Below are 25,342 nucleotides of genomic sequence, written 5' to 3'. Positions count from 1 at the left end.
TCCAGATATCCTTTTTCCTCTGCTACTGCCAGTGCTCCCTCTGCCCATTCGTATCCGGCACTTGGGAAACCAATGTTGACAACCTCATAACCATCTTTACTTTTCTCTCCTTTCGCACTTCCATCAGAAGATGATCCGTTGTTTCCACAACCGCTGATCACCAGACCTAATGTAAGAACGATACTTAAAACTGCTGCAGTAATTTTTTTGCTTTTCATTTTCCTTCACTCCCTTTCTGTGAAATTCTACTTTTTTATTTCTTGATCAGATCACTTTTCTTTACAGTTGCGACGCAGAAGTTTACTTCTTCATCCTCATCCTCGGATGCGCCACCGCCTGTCATCAGACGTGCATTTGGATCTACACCCTCGATTGTCGTTACTTTTCCAAGTCCGTTTCCTACGAAAGAACCCGGCACACGGAAAGTTTCTACATCGATTGGCTCTACTGAAATCTCTTCCGGTTTCTCCACCTGCGGAATCCACTCATACGGTACGCGATAAGCACGATATACCATGTTGTTCGTGAACTTGCCAAGAATAGTATTGAAATACGGATTGATATATTCCCATACAATCTCATGATCCGGTGTTACCTCGATCAGACGTCCGTCAGATCCCTCTGTGATCAGTGTATTTCCATTCGGAAGTCTCTGTGCTGAACTGATGTAAGAACTGTAAAATTTGGATGCATCTGTAAATAACAGATTTCCCGCTTCCAATGGTGTGTACTGCCATGTGATTTCCAATGTGATTGGATTGAACTGTAACACTCTGGAATAATCTCTTCTTGCATTATTTACACCTGTCAGAGCACCAGGATTCGGTGTACCATAGCCGCCTTCGCCACCATTGTCAAATACAAGCAGATCACCTTCGCCCGGCAGTCCTTTCGGAATCATATGTAAATGATGCTGTCCAATGATCCATCCAAGCTTTTTGGTTGCTTCGCTCTCATTGAAATCCGGTCCCACACGCCATACGATATCACCGGTTTCTTTGCTGATAATAGCAAGAATATTGGAATTTCGTGCATCAATGATGATATTATCCGGATGGAAACGTTCATCCCCCTGATCATACCATTTGTTCTCTCCTAATACAGACATGCTGTTGATGTGCATCCAGTCACCGCCGGCTTCTCCCTGCAGGCATGGGTTACGGAACAATGCGTTTTTTGCTGCCTCATCAAATCCAAGTTGAGCAAAATGATCACTTGCTCGCCAGCTCCATAAAATATTTCCTTCCCAGTCAACCTCAATAATCTTGTCGTCGATCAGTCGTTTGTCGGAAATATCATGATTGTATAAGTTCTCATGTGTCAGAAGTAAGGTATTTCCACTGTCTGTTTTTGGCTCTCCACCCGGATAATAGTATCCAACGGTAGATCCCTCTCTCTGGAAATCATGATGTTGTCTTGCCATGTAAACCGGGTCTTTATCTCCATCGGCAATCAGCTCTGTTTTATCGAACTTCCATACGATATTGCCATCCCAGTCTACCTGAACCAGATCAATCTGATCCTGGTAAGCCTTTTTACCAGGTCTGGTTCCTGTGGTTCCCATTATATATCCGCCCGGCAGGATTTTGTTTGGAAATCCGCCAAGCCCTGCCCAGAGCTGAACTTCACGACCGTTCATGTCAATCAAAAGTGCTCCCTTTGCAGATGGAAAAACCGTGTAGCCGTTGAATGTTTTGTCTTTATCATAAATTAATGTTCCTGTTGGAAAAATACTTGGATATCCCATTGTGTTTCTCTCCTCTTCTGTTCTAAAGTTTTTTGATGTTTTCTGCAATAATTAACTTATGTGTAAATCCTACGGATTTTTCTCTGATCTCGCCGTCCTTGAAATATAACAATGTCGGTACGGAACTGATTTCATATTCATCTGCCAGAGACAGTTCATTCGGAATCTGAACTTTTCCAAAATAAACATCATTTCCTATTTCCTCGGAAAGTTCTGTAATGCCCGCCTCCAGCTTCTTACAGTGCTTACAGGTTGCAGAATAGAATTCTACAACGACAGTGCTGTGCTCTCTGATTGTTTTGTCAAAATTTTCTCTGGTCAATTCGTTTACCATGCTGTTGTTTCCTTTCTATTTCTCCACCCTGTATTTTACTGGGTTGTTTTGTGTTTTATCAAAGGCAAAGGATATTCGCTATCCTTATATATTGCAAAAACGCGATTGCTTCTGCATTATATTCATTATTTGGATCAGATTACTTTCTGATAATATACTGTATTGCTGAATTTGCGGCATTTGCTCCATCTGCTGCTGCGGTAATGATCTGTCTTAGTTCTTTCGTTCTGACATCACCTGCTACAAAAAATCCAGGTTCAGAAGTGATACCATCTTCACCGGCTTTGATGTATCCGCTCTCATCCAGTGCCACCAGATCTTTGACGGCTTCTGTCTGGGGAATCATGCCGATTGCTACGAAAATACCCTGAATATTCAGTACTGCACCCGTATCCAGCAGAAGAATTTCTGCTTTCTTTTCACCGGTAATTTCCTGCACGTTTGCATTTCGGATGATTTCTACATTTTCTTTTTGCTCCAGTTTTGCAAGTGTAGATGCATCTCCACGGAACTCTGCTCTGCGGTGGATCAGGTAAACTTTGTTACAGATTTCGGATAGTAATAAGGCATCGTCCAAGGCGCTGTTTCCTCCACCGATCACAGCCACATCTTTTTCCCGGTAAAAAGCTCCGTCACAGGATGCACAGTAGGAAATTCCTCTGTTTTCGAATTTTTCACTTCCGGGAACCGTAAGTTTTCGATGGGCGGCTCCCGCGGTGTAGATTACTGTTTTACTTTCTAATACCTCGCCGCTTTCCAATGTGGTTTTAAATCCTGTCGCTGTTTTTTCAAAGGAAACTGCTTCTCCTTCAAAAAATGCAACTCCAAGTGCTTCCACATGCTCCCGGATCTTTTCACCTAATTCATAGCCGTTACTTCCATAAAAACCGGGATAGTTGTCAATGCGGCTGCTCTCTGCCATCTGACCGGTTCCTTCATATTCTTTTTCTACTACCAATACGTCCAGATTGGCACGTTTTGCATAAATCGCTGCGGTCATGCCAGCCGGTCCGCTTCCGATGATCAGAACATCTGTCATTTATTTTTCCTCCCGTTTTTCTTTTTCCTATTATTCATAGCAACTTAATAGGTTTTGCATGTCATTGATACTATCACATCAAATAGGGGATGTCTAATACACAAAAAAAATAACCAGTTATAGGTTTTAATTATAACTGGTTATTTTTGTATAATAATTAAAATCTAGCTTACGAAAAAAAATCAGAGAAAAGTTCCTCACTCACTAACCGTTCACTCCCCTCGTTTTGCTTCGGTTTTATCGCGCTCGTTCTCAACTCCAATAAAAGCTGGTCGTTTCCCACTCGCGCAAAACTCGCAAAACTCAGTCGTTCTCTGAATCGTTCGTCGAGGAACTTTTCTCTGATTTTTATTTACGTACTAGAAATAATAACAGCTTACACTGTATCACTATATTCAGCATACACATTTATAATTCTAAACTGTAAATGCACGCATGCAACAATATGTTTATTATTTGTAATTAGCAAAACGTATATAGCACCAGGCAGGCAATCTTTCCTCGGAAAGCGATTGTTAGCTTCAGAGGTAAGATTGATGACTGGTGCCTTCACTAACTTGAATTTTAAGCCACAGATCCCGAAACTACTGCGCCAAATACTGCCGCAGTGCCGTCACGTATTCCTGTCCCAGTTTACTTAAAATCAGATTTTTTCTGGTAACATATCCAATCTCCATCTGATTTTCTTCCTGTGTATCATCAGTTTGTCCATCACTTCGAAATGGTACTGCCCGATAATCGCTACCGTTTAATTCCTCGCAGATCAAACCTGAACAAAGCGTATATCCATTCAATCCAACCATCAGATTCAGCATCGTTGCCCGATCGTTGGCATGGATAATCTTGCTGCATTCATTGGTCGGAAACAACTCCTCTGCCAGATAAAAAGAACTGTCATCTCCCTGTTCAAAAGACAGACATGGATAATTTTCCAGCTGTTCCATCGTCAGAAATGGTTCATTAGCCAACGGATGGTCTTTCCACAAATACACATACGCTTTGCAGGTGATCAACGGATGAAATTCCAAATTTGCAGATTTAAACAACTTTTCCATGGATTTCCGATTGAAATCGCTCAGATATAAGACACCAATCTCACTTTTCATCGTACTTACTTCCTGAATGACTTCAGCCGTCTTCGTCTCCCGGATGGCTAATTCATATTTGGACATATCCAGCTTTTTTGCTACATCCACAAATGCTTTTACCGCAAAGGAATAATGCTGTGTGGACACCGCAAACTTCTTTTTATAAGAACCGCCATCTCCATAACGCTGCATCAGCTGTTCGTACTCCCGGTAAATTTCACGGGCATATGTCAGGAATTCTACTCCGTCATTCGTCAGTGTCACGCCGCGTCCAGTACGAAAAAAGATGGTGATTCCCACTTCTTTTTCCAGTTCCTTTAACGCATTGGTCAACGATGGTTGTGATACATACAATTGTTCCGCTGCCTTATTCAATGATTTCGTTTCTGCAATGGTTAATATATATTTTAACTGTACAAATGTCATGTCCATTCCTTCTTTCAGTAACACCAATTATTTCATGCCATTTTCTTAAGAGCTAGTTTAACATTTTTATATCATACTGTAAAGGTAGGAGTTTAGGTGTCTTTATCATACCATATCAATTCAACATCACTTTATTGACATTTCTAATCCATTTGTTATAATATCCTTAACAGGAAAGCCGGGCGATAGATGAAGCCTATCCGCTCCGGTGCAAAGTTAATAGTTACAAATTATTTTTATAATAAGTAAGCTACCTACTCCGGCAAGAGACAAGGTAGCTTACTTATTTTTTATAATTCAGAATTGCTACAATGAGCAGCGCTACAGTCAAAATAACCATAAATTCCTCATATGTACTCATAAGCGTCACCCTTTCTAACAGGATTAGACCGGATGACTGCATACCTTCCCAGCTCCCCTGGTAAATATAATATTTTTAAAGTTCAGATTCTTCGAACTGAATATCCGAAATATACGAAATTGGAAGCGCCGTTCCATCCAGCAACAAAATCTGTCTGCGATACGCATCCACCCGTTTCACCAAACCGGAATATTCCAAATAACTTCCACCACCTTTGTATTTATCTGGTACGAAGCATGTAATTATAACAGAAACTTCCCGTTTTTCTCCAAGGCTCTGTTGAATAATCTGCAGCGTTTCATCCAAGCGGCGTCTGTTGTCCTCATCCAGTTCTCGGAATTGCTCCGTCTGGCGTGCCGTTTCCTGCACCGCTTCTTCATATCCACTTAATGCCGAAAAAGGCATAAACTGAGCCGCACGGTTTGCCCGTGGCATCCGTGGATGTGTTTTTGATTCATGATGTGGTAAGTGGCGTATGTCTGCATAGGGATCAAATTTCGTCACGCTTTATGTCCTCCGATCTGCTTATTCCGTTCCTGTCCGGTAGCTCCTTCTTCCATATTGATACCCTTCAAAATCGCATTTTTCCCAAACTTTTTCTTAATGTCAAGCATTGCCTGCTGCATCTTTTTCTCCCGGTTCAGCTCGCGCTGCTCTTCTTCCTGCTGCTTCTGCACTGCTTCATAATCAGTAAAAAGATCCATCTGCTCAAAGGCCACTTTCTGCTGTACCAGTTGTTCGCTCACCACATGATTAGCCACCAGATTTAACCTGCGCACCCTCAGTTTTGGATTTACGATGCGGTCATACAGTTCCAACACGGCCTCTGTCATTTGTTTGGAAGAAGATGTCTGCTGTTTAAGATTGATGGTTCCATGCGCATGCTTTGGAATAGCTCTTCCATATCGATCCATCATCAGCTCTCCTCGGTAGTTTGCCAGATTCTCCCTATCATATCCCACTGTCAATACAAGCTGATCTGTCACCAGACGCTTATCCAATAGGTCTAAAGCCAGCGCATCCGCCATCTCCGTCACAACTACCTTTGCTTTCGCTGCATCATAAGGACAGGCCAGTACCTGTCCGGAACCAAGACTGTTATTTTCCGGCTGATACTTTTTGATATCTTCCATGGTGCAAGGCTCATATCCCCATGCATGGTCGATCAAAAGTTCTGCATTAATTCCAAACATCTGATACAGCATTTCTTCATTATAAATATCTGTGGATGCACCAATGGAACATTTTGCAATATCTCCCATGGTAAACAGCCCCGCCGCTTCCAGTTTCTTTGCATATCCTCTTCCCACACGCCAGAAATCCGTCAGAGGGCGATGAGACCACAACTGATTCCGATAGGATTGTTCGTCTAATTCTGCGATTCGCACCCCATTCGCATCCGGTTCGGTATGCTTTGCCCCAATATCCATAGCTATTTTACACAGATACAGATTCGTCCCAATTCCCGCCGTTGCCGTAATCCCCGTCTGTTCATACACACTTTGGATTATTTCAGCCGCCAGTTCCCGCGGTGTCATTTTGTATACATGCAGATAATGGGTGATATCAAAAAACACTTCGTCTATGGAATAGACATGCATATTTTCGGGGGCAATATACTGCATATAAATCTGGTAAATCCTTGTACTGTATTCCATATATAAAGCCATACGTGGCGGCGCCACCAGATAATCCAATGCCAGATTCGGATTTTTCTGTAATTGTCCATCATCCCAGGACTGACCGATAAACCGATGTCCCGTCGCACTTCGCTGTCGCTTCGCATTAATCTCCCGCACACGCTGCACAACTTCAAATAACCGGGCTCTCCCCGGAATTTCATACTTTTTCAGAGAAGGCGAAACAGCCAGACAGATGGTTTTCTCTGTCCGGCTCTTATCTGCCACTACTAAATTGGTTGTCATTGGATTTAATCCACGCTCCCGACATTCCACGGAAGCATAAAATGATTTCAGGTCAATTGCCAAATAAATATGACCACTATGAGTTTCAGAAGTCATACACGCACCGTCCTTTATTCACTAACTTTATCAACATGGTTTCACAGGCTTCCAATGAGTTTCAGAAACCATACACGCACCATCCTTTATTCACTTCTGTTCTCTGCTTCTTTCTCTTTCTGCCATTCCCATTCCTCCCGATGAATTTTTGCCACAATGAAAGCAAATACAAACAGGAAAAACGATACAATTAAAATGATAATCGTAATTTTTATTTTTTCTGCCGTTGTCTCCCCACTAAACATATTATTGGCAGGACGAAATACATTTGCCAACAGATAAATTCCAAATGTAGCAACAATTATAATCCCCTGCATCACCGGATTGGATTTTCTGAAATTTCTTTCCGGCAGATTACGATCCATGTAGGACATACAAGCGCCTAAAATAGCTGCCATGCTCCATGAAAAAATGGTTATCAGGTTTAATTTTGGAAGAAATGTATCGTTCACTACAGAAGGGAACATAATCAAAAAGATAAATAACAGTTTTAAAATAGAGCATACTACCTCAAATCCCATCAATTGTCTCTGACCGATCGATGCAATCAGCACTTTTTCTGTCTCTTCTTTATAATGTTCAGCCGCGATTCGTTTCCCTGCCAGCAATTCACTGACGGAAATATCCAGTTCCCGGCACACATCTTCCAGAATACTTACATCTGGAAAAGATTTTCCCGTTTCCCATTTTGATACCGCTCGGTCTGTCACATGCAATCGTTCTCCCAGTTCACGCTGTGTCATTCCTTTTTCTTTTCGACACTCTGCAATAAATCTGCCAATCTGTCTGTTATCCATTTACAGCCATTCCTCTCTACTACACATAGCCCCTGTTTTTCATATATGAACAGCTATGTTTATCAATTTCCGTATTTTTCTGTCATATGCACTTCATTTTACTCTATACAAATGATTCTGTATAAAACTGGATTTGCTGTTTTGACTGCCCTAACTATATCATATTGGCTTCTTTTTTGCACTCTACACCTGGTTGATATCCAATTTTTACTCCATCAGATCTTCCGGCATGCATCCAAGACTGTCCGACAGGGCCAGCACCGATTCTGCTGCCGCCTTATTAATACTTTTCTGTCTCTGCTCATACTGCTGAATCGCCCGCAGAGAAACACCTGACTTTTCAGAAAGCAAGCGCTGGCTGTACGCACGCATCCGGCGATAAAATGCAAGATTCGTCTCTTTTGTATTCGTCTCCTGTATTTCAATATACAGATCCTGCACAAAACTGTCATCATCCTTATCATGGTAGCTCACATAATAATCCATCAGTTTCGCACATGGTCTGCGTTTCAAAATTTCTCGAAATTCTGTCCCTGTTTTCCACTGTGCATAGGCAAGTATCCGCCCATACCAGTACTCTGATGTGCGATTTGTTCGCACTGTCTGCTCCGGAAGTTCCTCTCTCAGTCCCATCACATAATAAGTCTCGATCACCAGCTCCTGCCCTGACATTCCCGACACATACTTTGGATTTCCATGTCCGAACTCCCTTGCAATTCCACTGGCTTCAAATAATTGGAAAAACTCATCCGGATCCCGATGCAGATCATTTACCACATAATCCATTAGATTCGCCATATTACACATGGCGTCTTCTATATACAATTCGCTATAAGCATTCTGTTCTCTCACGCTTCCATTTCCTCCCATATTTTTTCCAGATCATCTACAGTAATTCATACTGAATTTCGGTTCTTACTTCTATCATTATATAGATTTGGGTGTCAAAACACCCAAATCGTTTTATTTTCCACTGCTGTTTCGATCACGTACAATGTCTTTCATATATCTTCCGGAAACATCCGGCTTCTGCCTCAGTTCCTGATACATATTCCGCAAGGCCTGATCCCGCTGCAGCCGCTTCATATAATATTCTTTCCAGTCTACGACCTCATATCCCTGAAATTCCAATGCTGCAGCCGCCCGCTGGCTTTTGATCACGATCTGCTCTCCCACAGCTCCCAGCTTCAATGCCTGCTGCAGCTGCATCAGTGAAATCCGGTCATTCAGGAAATCCTTTACAAAAGAAAAATAAGAATCATCCGCACGATATCCGATCACCAGATCCGCCGTCTCCAGACTCATAAGATAACGACTCTGCAAAAAACGTGCACTTGCTCTGGCATTCTCTGTATCCAGATTCAGCTTTCGGTTCGATAACAACACACTGATCCAGATCAGCAATGCTTCCTCTGACTCGCCTTTCAAGTGAAATACACGCATTCCATCCGTTTCCAGACAATAACGGTTCAAAATACCATCTTTCTCCCGAGGGCAGGCCCACTCTCTGGCCAGCTCCGCAGATTCCGAACAGTAAAATCCCTGCCCATAATCATTATTCTTCTTTCCATATAATACATCCGGCTTTTGAACCACTAAACCGGATCCATGATACAATGTCAGCTTTTTCATGATTTTTCCTCACTCATCAGTTTATCTTAATTTTGATCAATACCATGGAAACGCTAAATCCTTCCCATGCAAATGTGCATTGTTTCACGAAATGCTTTTGTTTATAAAATTTCAACATCATTTTCGTTAACCAAAAGTAACTCCTTAGAGATATCTGTATTATATCTCCAAAGAGTTACTTTATCAAGTGCTATTTTTCATTCCTACTTTACCTAATGACTGATTTCATATCAGAAACTATCTTTACAAGTATCTTTTCTTTGTATTAGAATAAGTACAATAAGATAAGGGGAATCAAAAGAATATCATTATGGAAATAAAAAATTTATGTACTGCTCAGCCGGCCGCAGAAACACAGGACATGATCTGCTATCACCCGGAGAGCAATACATTTGAAAAAAAAGAAAAGATCATTCTTCATGAAAATCTGCTATCCGTTTATATTAATGAAGCTCTGGCGCTGAAACTGGTCTGTACCATTCAGGATCTGCCGGAACTGGTGCTTGGACATCTGTATACAGAAGGCCGGATTCAGGGGATCGAAGACATTCACAGTATTTACATCTGCCGTGATGGCGTCCGTGCCCGCGTAATGACCACGAGGCCACTCGGCGAAATTAAAAAGCCGATAGAAGTCCGTGCCTGTGACTGTGGCGAAGAAGGCATGCTTGGACGCGATCTGCTTTCCGAACAGGACGAGACAGAACCAGTTCCTGCTCTTTCAGACTTTGATTTTGACTATCGACAGGCACTGGATCTGATTCAGGCCTTCCGCAAAGGTGCGCCGCTCCATCAGAAAACTCACGGCATTCACAGCTGTTTTCTGATGTATGAGGGCGAAATCCGCTATCTATGTGAAGACATCGGACGGCATAATGCCCTGGATAAAGCTATCGGGAAAGCACTGATCGATGAACTTGACCTGACAAAATGTGTCCTGTTTTCCAGCGGACGTATTCCGGACGATATGATGGAAAAAGTGATCCGTTCCAAAGTGCCGGTTTTAGTCAGCAATGGTGCTCCTACCGACCGCGCCGTTGCACTTGCAAGAAAATATCATGTGACGTTGATCTCCAGCGCACATATGGATGCCATGGATATTTTTTCATCAAAAGAATTTTGGGAAGACTAACATTGTTAGCTTTTATACTTTTCTATAGAAGTTCTGCAAAAGCTAACACTATTAGGCAATACAAAAGGTTAATCTACATAACAACAACGATAAACAAAGGTCACTTAAAAATCTGTTAACTATATAAGTCTTATATACAAACATATTTCTTATATAGTTCCAAATCAATATCTTTAAACACATTGAAAATCACGCGCTCAATGCCACAGTTTTCATGCTGTGCCAAAAACTGCTCTGTGGTTTCCACCGCAATCTGTGCCGCAATGTCGTTTGGGAAATGAAATTCTCCCGTGGAAATACAGCAAAATGCCACACTATTAATTTCATGTTCCATACAGCATTGCAGTACATTGTGATAGCAGTTCCGCAAATCTTCTTTTAAAGCATCCGTCAATCTGCCATACACGATCGGTCCCACTGTATGAATCACATATTCACAAGGCAGATTATATGCTGATGTCAGCGTAGCCGTTCCTGTCGGTTCCTCATACTGTCTGCCAAACCGAATTCTTCTCTGGTTCATAATGTGATTACATTCATTTCGAAGCTGCACCCCTGCCGCACTGTGAATTGCATTATCAATGCAGCGATGACATGGCACAAAACAGCCAAGCATCTGGGAATTGGCCGCATTTACAATTGCTCCAACCTGCAGACGGATGATATCTCCCTGCCAAATTGACATACGCTCTGCAAATGGGTGCTGACTTCCATACGTTTCCTTTACCGTTGGAATATCCGCCAGTGTCACAATTCCTTTTTCTTTTGCTTCTTCCTGCAAAAATACATCCTGAACTTCCAGAAAATCATCCGAAATACTCCGTGGCATACGGACATTCATCAGAGAACGTACTGCATTTCGTTTTTCTGTTTCCGAATTTCCCACCTGCAGATTTTTGTACTGAATGGAATCCTCTTTTAGCGCATCCAGTAAAAAATCCAGCCGCTCTGATTGAATTTTCTCTGACTGCATTTTATTTCTTTGTTCCATATGTCAGCTCCTTCCTACTACTAAAAACACCACTGCTTTAATATCATTCTTTTCTATATTTATATGACCATCTCTAAAATATCCGGAATACTTTTTGCCATATCCGCATTAATTCCGACTTCCCGCTCCGCACAGCTTTCCTGCACAACTGCCTCATTCAGATTCAATCTCACCATAGCACATTGTCTGTGTTCACGCACCATTTTTTCAAAGGGAAATCGTATGATCATCGGCGTATTAAATCCGGTTCCACAATCAATCAGACAGATTTTTTTACCGGAGCGCAATGCCTCTCGTAAAAATTTCTGAAACCGTTCATCTGCATCATACCATGCTTCATCTTCCACAAAATGCTGATCAATGCGCAAATTCATATTCATTTTTCCACCGCACACCGGGCACTTTGGAACCATATAAGATGGCACTTTGCAATCCCGTCTCGCCTGATCCATCTGCCGAAATCGTGTAACCGCATCATACGTTTTGGCATGACACCCTTTCGCACACTGAATATGAAAATAATCACCCTGTGTGCAGAAAATCTGCTCCGCCGGATAACCTGCTTTTTCCATCTGACCATCCGCATTGGTACTCAGACAAAAGGATTTTTTTCCCTGCGCCAGCGCAATTAACTGACGATACAGTCCTGTCACATCCAAATCAATACCTCCCGCGATCGCCTGTCGGGACCAGTACCCCCAGTAGGATTCCTCGTCCGGATACGGATAAAAACCGGCACTGTACATGTCCTGCATATAAGGTCCTGCACCATATTTTTCCATAAATTCACCAAAGTTTTCTTTGAAAAAATCGCCACCGTACTGCGCGCCTGCTGCCGTTGACATTCCTGCACCAAGTCCAAACAAAATATAATCTGCTTCCCGGATCAGATTTGCCGCCTTTTTGATCTGTTCCTCATATGGTTCTGTTTGAAAAATATAATCCCGTGCCGGGACACCACTCATAAATGTTCTCACTCTGAATCACCTCCTAATTGCGTAATTTAACTGCCTGCTTCGGACAAATTTCTTTACAGTTTCCACAATGCAGACAATGTTTCTGGTCAATCACAACTGGCTTTACGATAATATCAATGCATTTCTGCGGACAGACAGAATAACATAATTTGCATCCGATACATGCATCCGTCACTTCGTAGCCATTCAACACCTGTTGCACCTGACCAATCACAATGTCATCTCTGACAATATGAGCCGGATCACTGATATCAAAAAATTCTCCCTGCGCTTCATACAGCACAAATACTTCCAATGCCGTTCTTGTTTCGCCCGGATAAATCTGTTTCATATACGGATTCTTTTCAAATAAAATATCTAATTTTTCCGAACCGATATTCTTCACTTTGCCACGCAGTGAGATTGCTTTTTTATCTTTGGTTGCCGACACCGCAATATACTTTTGTTCCATCAGCTGTTGATAAAATGCTTTTCCGCGAGCGGTCAGAAAATAAACACCGCTTTCATCATAATGCATCATGTCGATGACACGCGTCTGCGGATGTCCATCTTCACCCAATGTTGCTACCGTCGTTGAATGAAATTCCTCAACCAGCATTTTCAAATATTTCATAACTCCGACTCCTTTCTCTTACTCTGATTTTATCATTAAAATACCCTATAGAATAGAACAATCTACAGGGCATTTTGTCTTATCGTAACTGATCTGCTTTATAAATGAATAACTGCTTCCTTGCAGACTCTACCAGCATTCAAATTAATGTAAATGATTAAAACTCATACGGTGCATTTCCAGAAAAATCAGCAATCAGTCCATGTGCATTCTCCAGATAAAATACCTCAAAAATTGGATTGTTTTTATTGTAACTTTTTTGGTTACATCCGATATATGCATGTTATCACATCCAAATTGTAACGTCAATGGTTACATCAAAAAAATTGTTATTAATAAAAATACGGGATCTCACAACTGTGAAATCTCGCATTTTTACCCTTTTCATATATTACTTTTTCTCTTTTGCAACGCCTAACGCGTAAGCTGATCTATTCCAAGTATCCCTCTTTCAAATTCCAATCCACACTGGTTTTCCTGTATATTTTTTTATTTTTTCCACTCCCCTTAACACACGTACAGCTCCTGCTGCCATTGCTTCCATTTCAAACTCCCCGGGGTAAGCATAAACAGGTGCAATAAACTCACAGCATTCTTTTATCTGCTTTACTAAATTTTCATTGTAAACCATTCCGCCGCCCAGTAAAATCCCATCAACATTTCCTTTCAAGGCAGCTGCCATTGAGCCAATACATTTTATAATCTGATAAATCATACTGTTCCAGAACAACTCAGCAACTCTGTCTCCTTTTTTAGCTCTGTCACTTATTTCTAATGCGTCTGATGTTCCAAACCAGCTTACCATGCCTCCATTTTGCACACATATCGATCGCGCCTGTGTAATTGATGTTTTTTCACAGTAATCCAATATATCGGAGACAGACATGGAACCACATCTGGTTGGTGACATAGGCCCCTCTCCGCCACTGATGTCATTTCCATCAATCATTTTTCCCTTTCTATGTGCAGAAACAGAAATACCGCCACCAATATGGCAGACAATGTAATTGCTGTCCTCATATACACGATTCATCCGCTTCGAATGACGCATTGCCGTTTCTTTCAGATTCAATGCATGAAGATGTATTGTACGGTAATTGTCCTTGATTCCTGTCATTCTGGCAACATCCTGCAATTCATCCACATCCGGTGGATTTACTACAAATGCAGGCTTCTGATATAAATCTGCAATTTTTTTTGCCAGATGTGGTCCTAGCAATGCCGGATGCTGAACTCCATTTGCACCACGGGCAGAATCTTCCAAAACTGCTTCATCTATTTCATATACTCCACCTTCCATAGCAATCAGTCCACCACCGCGTCCAACGTATGCATCTATATCTGACAGAACAATATCATTTCGTTCTAAAAATTTTCGTATAAGATTCTCCCGGTACTCTAACTGATCAAATAACTTTTCGTATCTGGAAAGTTCAGAAACGTCATGTTTGATATTCTCTACAAAAAGTGCATGTTCATCTTCAAACAAACCAATTTTTGTAGAAGTAGATCCAGGATTAATTGTCAATACTTTCATATCACTTTACCCTCACAATCTACAACAGCCCATGTAACCGCAAAATATCTGCCAGCATCTGATCTCTGTATTTACATACAGTCTCTACCGTATTTCCTTTTTCCACCGGACGATTTGCAATTTCCGCATCTACACCATTGGCATATAAAATATCATCCTCGGACGGTTCTTTCCCATACTTCTGTGCTGCTGCACGAAATCCACCATCAATTCCAAGACTGATTGTTAAAAGCTGACCTGTTACTGCCATACGCATTCCAGGTCCATACATGATTGCCTTGTCAACATCTTCTACAGAGCAAATACCTTCTTTTACACAGGTCTGCGCTGCTTCCATTGCTCCCCAGGATAACTGATTGACAATAAAACCCGGACGTTCTTTTCTGCAAATGACCGGCACTTTTCCCATTGCAGTATAAATTTCACATACTCTGTTTAAAATATGTTCCGGCACAAGTTCACCACCACACACTTCTACCAGCGGAAGCAAATAGGACGGATTATATGGATGACCAACCACAATACACTCCGGATACAATGCTCCCTGCTGTAATTTACTTGGATAAATTGCAGATGTAGAACTTGCAATAATTGCCGCATTTCCAGTGACCGTCTGGATTTTTTTATAAATATCACATTTCAGTTCCAGTCGCTCCGGTACACATTCCTGAATAAAATCTGCATTTGAAACAGCCTCTTCCAAATGGTTACTATACGTTGTGTTTTCAAGAATCTCCGTTTTTTTCTCTTTCGTAATAACAGATGCATCCACCAGCAGGGAAAGTACTTTTTCAAAATTTTTATAAATCTGCTCTGTATCTACCACATCATACAGCGTCACATCAAAATCATGGCACGCCGCATTTGCTGCCAATCCGGCTCCGATCATCCCGGTTCCCACAAAAACCGCTTTTATCTTCTCCATTTAGCTTCCTCCCCTCAAATCCGTTCGAAAATACCGGCCGCTCCCATTCCACCGCCAATGCACATGGAAATCAATGCATATTTTCCATTTGTCTCTTTCAGATAATCCAATGCTTTTCCTGTAAGAATCGCACCCGTTGCCCCCATTGGATGCCCAAGCGACATAGCACCTCCATATGGGTTCACTTTTGTCTCATCCAGGTGTAATTCCCTGATACAAGCTAGTGCCTGTGCTGCAAAAGCTTCATTTAATTCGATCACATCCATCTCTGAAATATCCAAACCTGTCTGTTTCATTACTTTTGGAATCGCATAAATCGGTCCCAGTCCCATCTCTGTCGGATCACATCCTGCTACCGCAAAACCAACATATTTTGCAATTGGCACTATTCCTAATGCTTCTGCCTTGCTTCTTTCCATTATCACAACATAAGCTGCCGCATCGGTTGTCTGTGAGGAAGTTGCAGCTGTTACTTTTCCATTTTCACGGAAACATGGCTTCATCCCTGCCATTTTCTCCAGACTTGTTTTTAAAATGCCATTTTCATCTGCAAGAATTCCTTCATCTTCCTGAATCAGATCCCCATTCTCTTTCACTATCGGTATAATGGATGGTTTCAGCTTTCCATTTTTTCTGGCTTCTGCTGCCTTTTTATGAGAATCTAATGCCATTTTTTCCATTTCCACTCTGGAAATCTGATAATGGTCTGCCACACGCTCCGCAGTTTCTCCCATACTCATGTAGCCGCCCTCATAATTTTCCTGAATCCATGCATTTTTATACTCATCCGGATATGGAAGAAAACATTTGCTCATACATTCCACACCACCTGCTACTGCACAATCGTACTGTCCGGCTAAAATCGCATTCGCCGCAGTTGAAATTGCCTGAAGACCAGAAGAACAAAAACGATTAATGGTCTGTGCCGGAACCGTATCCGGCAATCCTGCCCGGTTTACGATCAGACGGCTGGTATTCATATTTAACTCATGCACGGGCATTGCACATCCGGTGATCACATCTCCAATTTCTGTTCTGTCTAGTTGTGGCACCTGATCCAATACACCTTTCAGTACCTGTGCTGCATACTCAATCGGATGCATATCTGCAAAAGATCCTTTTCTTGCCCTGCAACATGCTGAGCGCCCATATGCAACAATGACTGCTTCTCTCTGCTTCATTTTTTCTTCACCTCATATTCACTCTTTTCTACATATAATTCCTGCTATACAAAAAAGGAGATCTGACATTTCCGGATCTCCCTTTTCGTCACTCTGTTATCCGATTGCTGTTAAGCCTCCATCCGGATAAATCGTTGATCCGGTAACAAAATCAGATGCTTTCGATGCCAGAAAAACAGCCGGACCTTTGCAGTCTTCCGGATATCCGATTCTCATTCCAGGCATTGCTGCTGCCATACCGTTTCGTTTTTCTTCATCATCCGGTAAAATACCAACCATCATCGGCGTATAAGTAAGTGTCGGGCCAATTGCATTCACCTGGATATTTGGTCGCAGCTCACTGGCAAAACCTTTTGTCAACATCTCTACCGCACCTTTTGTAGTACAATATCCCATATTACCCAATCCGCCGTTTCCTACCGCCCGGATTCCACGAACAGATCCTACATTAATAATTTTTCCATGAATATCGTGTTCCTTCATATACTTTCCGAAATGCTTACATGTAAGCATCAGAGATTTTACATTTGCTTCATACATCTGTGTAAATACATCTTCCGGGAATTCTGTTGCCGGGAATTTTTTATTAAATCCCTGGGAATTAACAAGGATATCTACCGTTCCCATCTCTGCCACTGCCGCTGTCAAAAGTTCCATAACATCACTTTCTACGGATGCATCACCTGCTTTATACAAAATATCAAGCCCTGTTTTTTCCTTAATTTCTTTCTGGGCACGCTGTAAAGCACCTTCTTTTCTGGAAGAGATCATTACAGCAGCTCCTGCTTCTGCCAATCCTTCTGCAATTGCCTGACCGATACCACCGGCACCTCCCACAACAACTGCTTTTTTTCCTGTCAAATCAAATAATGATAATTCAGACATTACGTTCTTCTCCTTTCAAAAAATCTGTATGACTTATACCGCCTTTATTATAATTTGTGCCATCTTCACTTGTGAAATTACTGTTTCGAATATCACTTATTACTCAGAATTATATCAATGAATATTTTTCTTTTTATTATTAGTTTAATTTATATCAACTATAGAAAGGAGTAATTTCACTTTCTGAAAAATCCCTTTTATAATTTAGGCATGACAAACAAATGTCACCACGGATTTTTAATTTAAGGAGGATGTATTTTATGCCATTTGGAAAATTTGCAGTAGATTATGAAGAACGTATCGATTTTAATCGTCTTAGAAACTATCGAAAAGAACGGGTACGCGAAGAAATGAAACGCGCCGGTGTCAGTGCGATTCTCACATTCGAGCCGGATAATATTCGTTATATCACCGGTTTTTATATCACAACTCCTATGCGTGGAGTAGAAGGACAGTGTGTATTTTTCCCGGTAAATGGCGAGCCACACCTTGTCATCGCAGATCTTCCAGCCCGCCATATCCCACGTATGCCATGGATGGAAGGACGTATCCACTCTCTTCTTGGTTTCTACAAACCAACAGCCGTGGACTCTTACGATCCGGTCTTAAATAATTATGTAAACTGGGTTGGTGGGTTAATGAGTGAATATAACATATCTCATGGAACCCTTGCTCTTGACGGTACTTCCCTGCAGTTACTGTTTGCAGAAGCTTTTAGACGAAAAGGAATTGAATGTATTCACGGAAAACCAATCATGGACTGGGCAAGAATGATCAAGAGTGAAGATGAATTAAATATTATGCGAATTGCATGTGCCAACGCGGAAAAAGCTCATGCTGCTGTTGCAGACGCTATTCGCCCGGGTGTAAAAGAATGTGATCTTGTTGCCGCAGGCATTGCTGCTCTCTATGAAGAAGGCTGCGACCACACGGAAGACCTTGTGTGTATGTCAGGTCCAAACACCAATCCATATGGACTGACTTTCGGTGATCGCATGATCCGTCCTGGTGATCTGATCTATGTGGACGTAGACGGAGATGCATATCTTGGATATCGTACCTGCATCTATCGAACATTCTGTTGCGGAAAAGCTACTGCTGAACAAAAGGAAACATATGCAGAATGTCATGATATGTTATACAGCGCGATCAACAAAATTAAAGCAGGTGTTACCGATTTTGATATTATGTCTGAATGGCCGGACACACCTGAATATTGGGGATATAAAACCTGGGGAGAAGTTGCACCGCTTGCTACAGGACATGGTATCGGCATGACACTGCACGACCGTCCATTCCTCAGTTGTGTCAACCGCAACACTCCAGGTGTAAAACCAACGGAACTTCAGGAGAATATGGTAATCTGTCTGGAAACCTGGACTGGAAAGAAAGGTGGCGACCATGGTGTCCGTCTGGAAGAAATGGTTCTCGTTAAAAAAGATGGCTTTGAAGTATTATCCAAATTCCCTGTAAAAGAATTAATGGAATGCTGGCGTCCATACTAAGGAGGAACGATATTTGGAACAGACATTTGTGTTACATAATTACAATCATATGTTAGAACAACTCCGACAACTACCTGCAAAGCCAACTGTTGCTGTTGCTGCTGCCGCAGATAAGATGGTTCTGGAATGCATCGCAAGAGCTCGAAAAGAAAATGCGGCCAATGCAATTCTTGTCGGACCAGGCGAAAAGATCATATCTATTTTACGCTCTCTGGGCGAAAATCCATCCGATTACGATATCGAATCTACACCAGATGAGCCCAAAATAATGGCGGATACTGCTGTGGAACTGATCAAACGGGAAGATGCTGATTTTTTAATGAAAGGATTGATTGAAACCTCTGATTTTTTACGTCCGGTAGTAAAAAAAGGAAATAACCTCCGTACCGGTCGGACAATGAGTCATCTGGCATTTAACTCACTTCCGGACTATCCGAAACTGCTGATCAATACAGACGGTGGAATGTGCACCTATCCAGATCTGCAGACAAAACGAGATATCCTTACGAATGCTTTCGATACTCTGCATGCACTTGGTTATTCCTGTGCCAAAGCAGCCGTTCTCTGCTGCAAAGAAACGGTGGATGCAAAAATGCCGGAAACACTGGATGCGCATACATTAGAGGAAGAATCCCGGAAAGGACTCTTTGGAACAGATATTGTCGTTGGACCAATCTCCTATGACATTGCCATGAGCCCAACGATTGCAAAAGAAAAACTCTTTTCCTGTGAATATTGCGGTGATTTTGATGTTATACTGCAGCCAAATATCCATGCCGGTAATATCCTTGGAAAAGCACTATTAATCAATGGGAAGGCAACTCTTGCGGGAATTGTTGCCGGAGCACGAATCCCGATCGTACTGACATCGCGTGGATCTTCTGCTGAAGAAAAATTCCTGTCGATTGCCCTGGCAGCTCTGGTTGCTTCCGGACAACATTGAAATATACCTTAACCTAACCCTTCTTGGAAACATGCAGCACTGCTATGTGCTGCATGTTTCAGCTATGCTTCCTTTCGTCCTGAGATAAATGATCCAAAAAAGATTCAACCATCGAATTTTTATTCGTATTTCGATAACACGCAACCAATTCCAAATTACTGTTTTGAAATGTTTCCAGAGAAATCGTTGTCAGGTACGGACTGTTATAGGTATCAATCAATGATTCTGGCAACATGGAAAAGCCACCTCCACCTTCCACATTCATCAACACCTCATGTACATCATGAAACAATTGAAACTGTGGTGAAATCTGAATGTCTCGACATAGTTCTATGACATTATTCATTCCTCGTGGATCTGCCGAAATCAGAAACAGCGGTAATTTCTCTGCAACCATCCGAAAATCAGACAGTGTCAGATTTTCATACATTTTTTTCGGCAAAACAATGACAAGCCTGTCAAACCACAAATGGCGAATCGTAAGTTCCTCATCCAGTGCCCGGTTTGGCAATATGGAAAATGCAATATCCAACGTACCATCATAGAGTCCCTGCACAAGTTTTCCATAAGAATAACATTTCATACTACAATGGATATTTTTACTATTCTTATTGAACTGCAGAATTCCCTGTGTCAGCCTTGTACGTTCAAATAATTGTTCAAATCCCAATTGCAGTGTCGTTTCCAGCTCATTCTCACCTGACACCCGCTGAATATAAGCTCCCAGATTATTCACTCTCTGAACAATAATCTGTGCTTCTTCCATGAGGGCATTTCCTGCCGGTGTCAGACTGACGCTTCGCCTGGAACGCGAAAACAACTGTACATTTAACTGCTTTTCCAATTCTGCAATCTGCTGGCTCAACAGCGGTTGCGTAACATAAAGCATTTTTGCCGCTTTACTGAAATTTAATTGTTCTGCAACTGCCAGAAAATATTGTAACTGCCTTATTTCAATCATAAAATATAACCCCTTCCTAGCCTGATTATATTTTATGTGTACTGTTTTACAAATGCAAGACATACTTTTATCTGCTTGTTATCATAGACAACTCATGATACACTGGATATCAGAAATCTGTTTGCAGATAACTATTGGGGGAAATCATTATGAAAATCAAACAATTAGAGTGTTTTTGTGCACTCGCTGAAACGCTGAACTTCAGTCAGGCAGCTCATCAGGTCTATATTACACAACCTGCATTCAGCAAAATTATTGCCTCTCTTGAAAAGGAATTAAACTGCAGCCTTTTTTCCAGAAGTAAAACTTCTCCTGCTCTGACCAGTGCCGGGAATCAGATTTATCCGATTGCAAAACAGATTCTGGATCATGCATCGGAAATTGAAAGGATCGCACAGTTGGAATCAACTTCTGTTTCTCTAACACTCAATTTCGGTTGTTTCTGGGGTGGTCTGCACAAGCAGGAACGCAAAGTCATCCGTCAATATTTTCGGGATAAAAATGCCATTCTTAACTTTAATGAATACTCAGAATTTGATTTATTCCAAGCAATGGATCTTGGACTGATTGATTTATGCATTTTTATCGGTCACTATCATCCGATTCTTGAAAATTACCGCTATATTCCAATACAATCAAACGATACCTGTTTTATCTGCAGTAAAGAGCACCCTTTGGCACAGTTTCCTTCCCTGTCTATTGAACAAATAAAAGAGGAACCTCTGATTGTTTTAAAAAAGAATCGTACCTTTTCCGACAAGGAATTTTTGATCACCCTGTGCAGTAAATATGGTTTCAAACCAAAAATCAGTACATATTCTGATGCTGTATTTACTCTGCTTGACTGTGTCGAGCAGGGAATTGGATCTACTGTTCTCGGTTCCGATGCACTGAATATCTCTCAACATGATCTGGCTGCTGTTCCGCTGGAGCAGACACCGCCTTCTTTTCACTATCTTCTCATTCGAAGAAATGAACAAAGACCGGCAGTTCTTGGCTTTTTTGAATATATAAAATCTAATCTGCCACTTTCATAAATTCATATGCCTGCACATGTATTCCAATATGGAATACATGTGCATTTTTTTTGAATTTCCTATTTTCTTCCGCATTATCTATAATTAATTTAGCAAACAAAAAGGGGGTTTTATTTATGAAAATTGAATTTGAACCACTTCGTAGTCTGATCTATATCAATGTTGCAAAGGAAGATTACAGACACAAATTACAGAACTGGTTATACCGCACCCATGTCCCGGAAAGTATTGCACAGTTTGAACCATATGTAACAAAATATGCTTTTTACAGTGCATTGCCGGTTCCACCGGATGGCAAACGCTTCGGTACTTATAATTTCCAGCTGACCGAACATCACTGGCTATTAAATCCGATGAACCCGATTCTGAATATCAAAAGCGTGTATGAGACTGTCACACCGAATGAATTACGGTGGCAGGGCATCATCCCTGACACAGAAGACAGCACAATGGAGTTGGATGCAGATGCCGTACGAAATGCTTCTGGAACTGACTCTCTTCCACCATTTATTTTTGCATTTGTTCCAATGTGGTGGGAGGAAGATCTGAAAGGTGCCGGTCGCACCATCAGCGATGGTGATAACTATCGTTGGCAGTTTGTAATCCGTTATCCGGAAGGAGTTTCAGCTGAAGAAGGCGATGACTGGTTAATGCATCAGGTTCTTCCTGTTTTTGTTCAGATGGATGAAGTTACCCGTATTTTATCCAGCAAGATCCGACAGGACATTAATGACTGTCCATTTCACCGTGTGGTCGAAATCTGGACAGACTGCCCAAGTCAATGGCACAAAGCAGCTGTGGAAAATACAGGTTCTATTCCAAAACCAGAATGGGCAACAGCAGATGTTTTCCCTTACTTAAAGCCAAAATTTGAATTTGCCAGCATTTTCCTCGGCGATGTACCTATCAGTAATAATTTACAACAATATCGTGGTTTTATGCCAATGCGATAATATAAAGGAGGTATTCTATGGAAAACAAAAAAATTCTGGGCATCAGTTGCGGGCGTCCTTTCGGTAACAGCGAACTTTTACTTCGCGAAGCTTTAATGGGCGCAGAAGAAACCGGTGCCGAAGTAAAAATGTTACGTTTGAATGATTTTGATATCAAACCATGTAAAGGCTGTCTCGCCTGTGAAATGAATCTTATGAAAGGAAAAAGCAATCGCTGTATTCAGAAAGACGATTTTGAAGTTGTAATGGAACAGATTCTTTGGAGTGATGCGATCATTATCAGTGCTCCTATTTACCTGATCCGTCCGATTGCTTCTTTACTCGTTTTATCTGACCGAATCGGTCCATGGCACGATGTTGCAGCACTGGAAGCCCGTGGTCTCCGAAGATCAGATTCTCCGATTGATCAGCGTGTATTCAAGCAACGCTGTGCCGGATTTATCTCAGTTGGCGGTGCTGTCCGTCCACAGTATGCATCCATGGGCCTCACCCTGATGAATGATATGACTTATCCAATGCATATTAAAGTCGTTGATCAGATTATGGTTCTAAATTCTAACACTGCAACACAGGCACTTATGCATGAGCAGGAAGTACAGCGAGTCCATCAGCTTGGCAAAAATGTCTGTGAAAATGCCTGCAAACCAGAAGAAGAAATGTCCTGGTGTGGTGACTTTGACGGAACATGTCCGGTCTGCCATGGCAATCTTTTCACTGTGGATAATGGAGATGAAACTGCTACCTGTGCAATCTGCGGTATTAAAGGAACTGTATCCGTGGCTAACGGAAAAATCCACATTGACTTTGCAAAGGATGAACTTATTCATTCCAGACTTACCAAGGAAGAATGTGCTTATCACAGTCGTGAAATCATGGAATCATTTCAGGCATTTGCACCTGCAGCTTCCAAGGCAAAAGAAAAAGCAGAAAAATATCGGACTTATAATGTAGAGGTCATTAAACCATAAAAAATCAAAGGGGGTTTTTTTTATGAAAAAGGGTAACTGGAATCTTGGGAAAAAAGGCTGGTTTATTATTTTATTATCATTTCTGAGTATTTATATTAATTCAGCAATGACATCTGACTCATTAAACGTTACCATCGCAGCCTTTGCTGAACGTGGGTTAAATGCTTCCATTTTATATTCATTATCCACAGTCGCAACTGTCTGTGCGGTAATTGGCTCTATGATTTTTGGAAAAGTCATGCAAATGAAAACGGTTCGCATGGTATGGGGTATTTCCATGCTAATCACAGTCCCATTTGCCATCTTGTGGGGAAATGCACATAGCATTGCTGTTTACACGATTGCATATCTTGTCTGTTATGTGGCAACCACATTGTCAGCTACACTCTTTGGCTATCAGGTAATCGCAAACTGGTATCCGAAAAAACGCGGTCTTGCCATGGGGCTGATCACCGCAGGTTATCCATTATCTGCCGCAACAACTTCTGCTATCGGAAGTATCCTCATTACGAAAGGCGGACTGAATTCTTTCTATTTATTTATGGCTATTTTCGCTGGAATTGTTGGTATTATCGTATTGGCTTATGTCAGAGATTTTCCGGAAGAAAAAGGAGCATATCCGGATAATAATGATTCTTTTGATTTTGAAACCGCAAAAAAAGAACACGAAGCAAACCTGCAGTATATGGCAACATCAAAATGGACGATTAAGAAAGTGCTGGTAACCGGACGTATGTGGCAGTTATGGTTTTCCATCGGTATCCTTGGATTTCTGGCAATGGGCATCATGTCCAACTTTGTAAACAAGTTTTTGGAATATCAGTATCAGATCCCCGAAATCTTAATGATGCTTGCCATTGCCGGTATTATAGCCGTACCCGGATCTGTATTTGTCGGCTGGCTTGATTTAAAACTTGGCACAAAAAAAGCCTGTATCATCACTTATTTACTTGGTATTTTTGCAATTGCGTTTAACCTGACACATATTCATGCATTACACTATATTTCCCTTCCCATCCTTGCATTAATGCTTGGTGGCGCATCAAACTTCCTGGTTTCATGTACTTCAGCCATCTGGGGAAGATATGATTTTCAGAATGCATTCCGTGTCATTCAACCATTAAACTCTATTATGACAGGCATTGGTATTACAGTCGTAGGTGTTGTTGGAACAACGATTAATTACACTGCTTCTTATATCACTCTGCTTCTTATGGCAATTGCCGGATTTATTGTATTCTTAACTTTAAAAGTATCTCCAATTGACGATACTGTGCGATAGTTTTATC

24 protein-coding genes and 2 pseudogenes are annotated in these 25,342 nt (G+C 41.5%); 7 read left to right on the top strand and 19 right to left on the bottom strand.

The window, feature by feature from the left end; genetic code table 11:
* From Q0I54_RS06580 to Q0I54_RS06535, 10 genes and pseudogenes are all read right to left on the bottom strand, one after another.
* Positions 1–218: pseudogene (locus Q0I54_RS06580) on the bottom strand (hypothetical protein); the annotation flags it as partial.
* Between the two features lie 35 nt (positions 219–253).
* Positions 254–1,747, bottom strand: a complete 1,494-nt coding sequence (locus tag Q0I54_RS06575; protein ID WP_296117425.1) for an aryl-sulfate sulfotransferase — start codon at positions 1,745–1,747, stop codon at positions 254–256.
* A 22-nt stretch (positions 1,748–1,769) separates the two neighbouring features.
* The gene (locus Q0I54_RS06570) at positions 1,770–2,081 is read right to left on the bottom strand and encodes a co-chaperone YbbN (protein WP_296117422.1); all 312 of its coding nucleotides are present in this window, start codon (positions 2,079–2,081) and stop codon (positions 1,770–1,772) included.
* 139 nt (positions 2,082–2,220) lie between these two features.
* The gene (locus tag Q0I54_RS06565) at positions 2,221–3,120 is read right to left on the bottom strand and encodes an NAD(P)/FAD-dependent oxidoreductase (RefSeq protein ID WP_296117419.1); all 900 of its coding nucleotides are present in this window, start codon (positions 3,118–3,120) and stop codon (positions 2,221–2,223) included.
* A gap of 584 nt (positions 3,121–3,704) precedes the next feature.
* Positions 3,705–4,634 (bottom strand): LysR family transcriptional regulator, encoded by a 930-nt coding sequence (locus Q0I54_RS06560; protein WP_296117416.1) that lies wholly within the window; start codon positions 4,632–4,634, stop codon positions 3,705–3,707.
* Positions 4,635–5,070: 436 nt separating this feature from the next.
* On the bottom strand, positions 5,071–5,499 hold the full coding sequence (locus Q0I54_RS06555) for a hypothetical protein (protein ID WP_296117414.1): 429 nt from the start codon (positions 5,497–5,499) through the stop codon (positions 5,071–5,073).
* Complete coding sequence (locus Q0I54_RS06550; RefSeq protein ID WP_296117412.1) at positions 5,496–7,016, bottom strand: DNA methylase; 1,521 nt, start codon at positions 7,014–7,016, stop codon at positions 5,496–5,498. Before Q0I54_RS06550 ends, Q0I54_RS06555 begins: the two co-directional genes overlap by 4 nt.
* An 86-nt stretch (positions 7,017–7,102) precedes the next feature.
* A complete protein-coding gene (locus tag Q0I54_RS06545) occupies positions 7,103–7,813 on the bottom strand; it encodes a helix-turn-helix domain-containing protein (RefSeq protein WP_296117411.1) in 711 nt (236 codons plus the stop codon).
* Between the two features lie 207 nt (positions 7,814–8,020).
* Complete coding sequence (locus Q0I54_RS06540) at positions 8,021–8,665, bottom strand: helix-turn-helix domain-containing protein (RefSeq protein WP_296117409.1); 645 nt, start codon at positions 8,663–8,665, stop codon at positions 8,021–8,023.
* 111 nt (positions 8,666–8,776) lie between these two features.
* Positions 8,777–9,445: a DUF3990 domain-containing protein gene (locus Q0I54_RS06535; RefSeq protein WP_296117408.1), complete on the bottom strand. Its 669-nt coding sequence runs from the start codon at positions 9,443–9,445 to the stop codon at positions 8,777–8,779.
* Positions 9,446–9,755: 310 nt separating this feature from the next.
* Between Q0I54_RS06535 and Q0I54_RS06530 the strand changes: the two genes are divergently transcribed.
* Positions 9,756–10,577 (top strand): formate dehydrogenase accessory sulfurtransferase FdhD, encoded by an 822-nt coding sequence (locus tag Q0I54_RS06530; RefSeq protein WP_296117406.1) that lies wholly within the window; start codon positions 9,756–9,758, stop codon positions 10,575–10,577.
* A 130-nt stretch (positions 10,578–10,707) separates the two neighbouring features.
* Here Q0I54_RS06530 and Q0I54_RS06525 read toward each other — a convergent pair whose 3' ends face one another.
* From Q0I54_RS06525 to Q0I54_RS06490, 8 genes and pseudogenes are all read right to left on the bottom strand, one after another.
* Positions 10,708–11,568 (bottom strand): protein-ADP-ribose hydrolase, encoded by an 861-nt coding sequence (locus Q0I54_RS06525; protein WP_296117405.1) that lies wholly within the window; start codon positions 11,566–11,568, stop codon positions 10,708–10,710.
* 59 nt (positions 11,569–11,627) lie between these two features.
* Positions 11,628–12,545, bottom strand: coding sequence for a Sir2 silent information regulator family NAD-dependent deacetylase (locus Q0I54_RS06520; RefSeq protein ID WP_296117402.1), 918 nt, complete (start codon positions 12,543–12,545; stop codon positions 11,628–11,630).
* Between the two features lie 13 nt (positions 12,546–12,558).
* A complete protein-coding gene (locus Q0I54_RS06515; RefSeq protein ID WP_296117401.1) occupies positions 12,559–13,158 on the bottom strand; it encodes a 4Fe-4S binding protein in 600 nt (199 codons plus the stop codon).
* Between the two features lie 157 nt (positions 13,159–13,315).
* A pseudogene (locus tag Q0I54_RS06510) lies at positions 13,316–13,402 on the bottom strand (pyridoxamine 5'-phosphate oxidase); the annotation flags it as partial.
* A gap of 207 nt (positions 13,403–13,609) precedes the next feature.
* Positions 13,610–14,695 (bottom strand): butyrate kinase, encoded by a 1,086-nt coding sequence (gene buk / locus Q0I54_RS06505; protein WP_296117400.1) that lies wholly within the window; start codon positions 14,693–14,695, stop codon positions 13,610–13,612.
* 19 nt (positions 14,696–14,714) lie between these two features.
* Entirely contained in the window at positions 14,715–15,620 is a 906-nt protein-coding gene (locus Q0I54_RS06500; RefSeq protein WP_296117398.1) for a 3-hydroxyacyl-CoA dehydrogenase family protein, read from the bottom strand.
* A gap of 14 nt (positions 15,621–15,634) precedes the next feature.
* On the bottom strand, positions 15,635–16,801 hold the full coding sequence (locus tag Q0I54_RS06495) for a thiolase family protein (RefSeq protein WP_296117396.1): 1,167 nt from the start codon (positions 16,799–16,801) through the stop codon (positions 15,635–15,637).
* A gap of 96 nt (positions 16,802–16,897) precedes the next feature.
* A complete protein-coding gene (locus Q0I54_RS06490; protein WP_296117394.1) occupies positions 16,898–17,686 on the bottom strand; it encodes an SDR family oxidoreductase in 789 nt (262 codons plus the stop codon).
* A gap of 260 nt (positions 17,687–17,946) precedes the next feature.
* Between Q0I54_RS06490 and Q0I54_RS06485 the strand changes: the two genes are divergently transcribed.
* Entirely contained in the window at positions 17,947–19,191 is a 1,245-nt protein-coding gene (locus Q0I54_RS06485) for a Xaa-Pro peptidase family protein (RefSeq protein WP_296117392.1), read from the top strand.
* 13 nt (positions 19,192–19,204) lie between these two features.
* Positions 19,205–20,134: a phosphate acyltransferase gene (locus Q0I54_RS06480; RefSeq protein ID WP_296117390.1), complete on the top strand. Its 930-nt coding sequence runs from the start codon at positions 19,205–19,207 to the stop codon at positions 20,132–20,134.
* A 58-nt stretch (positions 20,135–20,192) separates the two neighbouring features.
* Here the strand turns inward: Q0I54_RS06480 and Q0I54_RS06475 are convergent, their stop codons facing one another.
* Complete coding sequence (locus Q0I54_RS06475) at positions 20,193–21,095, bottom strand: LysR family transcriptional regulator (RefSeq protein WP_296117388.1); 903 nt, start codon at positions 21,093–21,095, stop codon at positions 20,193–20,195.
* A 149-nt stretch (positions 21,096–21,244) separates the two neighbouring features.
* On the opposite strand from Q0I54_RS06475, the gene Q0I54_RS06470 reads away from it, so the two are divergent.
* The 4 genes from Q0I54_RS06470 (at position 21,245) to Q0I54_RS06455 (ending at position 25,335) form a co-directional block, all read left to right on the top strand.
* Positions 21,245–22,132 (top strand): LysR family transcriptional regulator, encoded by an 888-nt coding sequence (locus Q0I54_RS06470; RefSeq protein ID WP_296117385.1) that lies wholly within the window; start codon positions 21,245–21,247, stop codon positions 22,130–22,132.
* A 116-nt stretch (positions 22,133–22,248) separates the two neighbouring features.
* Positions 22,249–23,085, top strand: coding sequence for an acetyl-CoA hydrolase (locus Q0I54_RS06465; RefSeq protein ID WP_296117384.1), 837 nt, complete (start codon positions 22,249–22,251; stop codon positions 23,083–23,085).
* Between the two features lie 17 nt (positions 23,086–23,102).
* Positions 23,103–24,053 carry a flavodoxin family protein gene (locus tag Q0I54_RS06460; protein WP_296117382.1) on the top strand — a complete coding sequence of 317 codons (951 nt, stop codon included), beginning with the start codon at positions 23,103–23,105 and terminating at the stop codon, positions 24,051–24,053.
* 22 nt (positions 24,054–24,075) lie between these two features.
* Positions 24,076–25,335, top strand: a complete 1,260-nt coding sequence (locus tag Q0I54_RS06455) for an MFS transporter (protein WP_296117380.1) — start codon at positions 24,076–24,078, stop codon at positions 25,333–25,335.
* The last annotated feature ends 7 nt before the right edge of the window (positions 25,336–25,342 follow it).

Origin of the sequence: uncultured Eubacterium sp., from assembly GCF_934295145.1 — a bacterium.
In the GTDB taxonomy this organism is placed as follows: domain Bacteria; phylum Bacillota; class Clostridia; order Lachnospirales; family Lachnospiraceae; genus Eubacterium_I.
This window is presented reverse-complemented; position numbering and strand designations above follow the sequence as displayed.

Bases quoted from the DNA above. Each gene is read 5' to 3' on its own strand.
- Q0I54_RS06575 (WP_296117425.1), bottom strand. From the start codon at position 1,747: ATGGGATATCCAAGTATTTTTCCAACAGGAACATTAATTTATGATAAA.
- Q0I54_RS06570 (WP_296117422.1), bottom strand. From the start codon at position 2,081: ATGGTAAACGAATTGACCAGAGAAAATTTTGACAAAACAATCAGAGAG.
- Q0I54_RS06565 (WP_296117419.1), bottom strand. From the start codon at position 3,120: ATGACAGATGTTCTGATCATCGGAAGCGGACCGGCTGGCATGACCGCA.
- Q0I54_RS06560 (WP_296117416.1), bottom strand. From the start codon at position 4,634: ATGACATTTGTACAGTTAAAATATATATTAACCATTGCAGAAACGAAA.
- Q0I54_RS06550 (WP_296117412.1), bottom strand. From the start codon at position 7,016: ATGACTTCTGAAACTCATAGTGGTCATATTTATTTGGCAATTGACCTG.
- Q0I54_RS06545 (WP_296117411.1), bottom strand. From the start codon at position 7,813: ATGGATAACAGACAGATTGGCAGATTTATTGCAGAGTGTCGAAAAGAA.
- Q0I54_RS06535 (WP_296117408.1), bottom strand. From the start codon at position 9,445: ATGAAAAAGCTGACATTGTATCATGGATCCGGTTTAGTGGTTCAAAAG.
- Q0I54_RS06530 (WP_296117406.1), top strand. From the start codon at position 9,756: ATGGAAATAAAAAATTTATGTACTGCTCAGCCGGCCGCAGAAACACAG.
- Q0I54_RS06525 (WP_296117405.1), bottom strand. From the start codon at position 11,568: ATGGAACAAAGAAATAAAATGCAGTCAGAGAAAATTCAATCAGAGCGG.
- Q0I54_RS06515 (WP_296117401.1), bottom strand. From the start codon at position 13,158: ATGAAATATTTGAAAATGCTGGTTGAGGAATTTCATTCAACGACGGTA.
- buk (WP_296117400.1), bottom strand. From the start codon at position 14,695: ATGAAAGTATTGACAATTAATCCTGGATCTACTTCTACAAAAATTGGT.
- Q0I54_RS06500 (WP_296117398.1), bottom strand. From the start codon at position 15,620: ATGGAGAAGATAAAAGCGGTTTTTGTGGGAACCGGGATGATCGGAGCC.
- Q0I54_RS06495 (WP_296117396.1), bottom strand. From the start codon at position 16,801: ATGAAGCAGAGAGAAGCAGTCATTGTTGCATATGGGCGCTCAGCATGT.
- Q0I54_RS06490 (WP_296117394.1), bottom strand. From the start codon at position 17,686: ATGTCTGAATTATCATTATTTGATTTGACAGGAAAAAAAGCAGTTGTT.
- Q0I54_RS06485 (WP_296117392.1), top strand. From the start codon at position 17,947: ATGCCATTTGGAAAATTTGCAGTAGATTATGAAGAACGTATCGATTTT.
- Q0I54_RS06475 (WP_296117388.1), bottom strand. From the start codon at position 21,095: ATGATTGAAATAAGGCAGTTACAATATTTTCTGGCAGTTGCAGAACAA.
- Q0I54_RS06470 (WP_296117385.1), top strand. From the start codon at position 21,245: ATGAAAATCAAACAATTAGAGTGTTTTTGTGCACTCGCTGAAACGCTG.
- Q0I54_RS06465 (WP_296117384.1), top strand. From the start codon at position 22,249: ATGAAAATTGAATTTGAACCACTTCGTAGTCTGATCTATATCAATGTT.
- Q0I54_RS06460 (WP_296117382.1), top strand. From the start codon at position 23,103: ATGGAAAACAAAAAAATTCTGGGCATCAGTTGCGGGCGTCCTTTCGGT.
- Q0I54_RS06455 (WP_296117380.1), top strand. From the start codon at position 24,076: ATGAAAAAGGGTAACTGGAATCTTGGGAAAAAAGGCTGGTTTATTATT.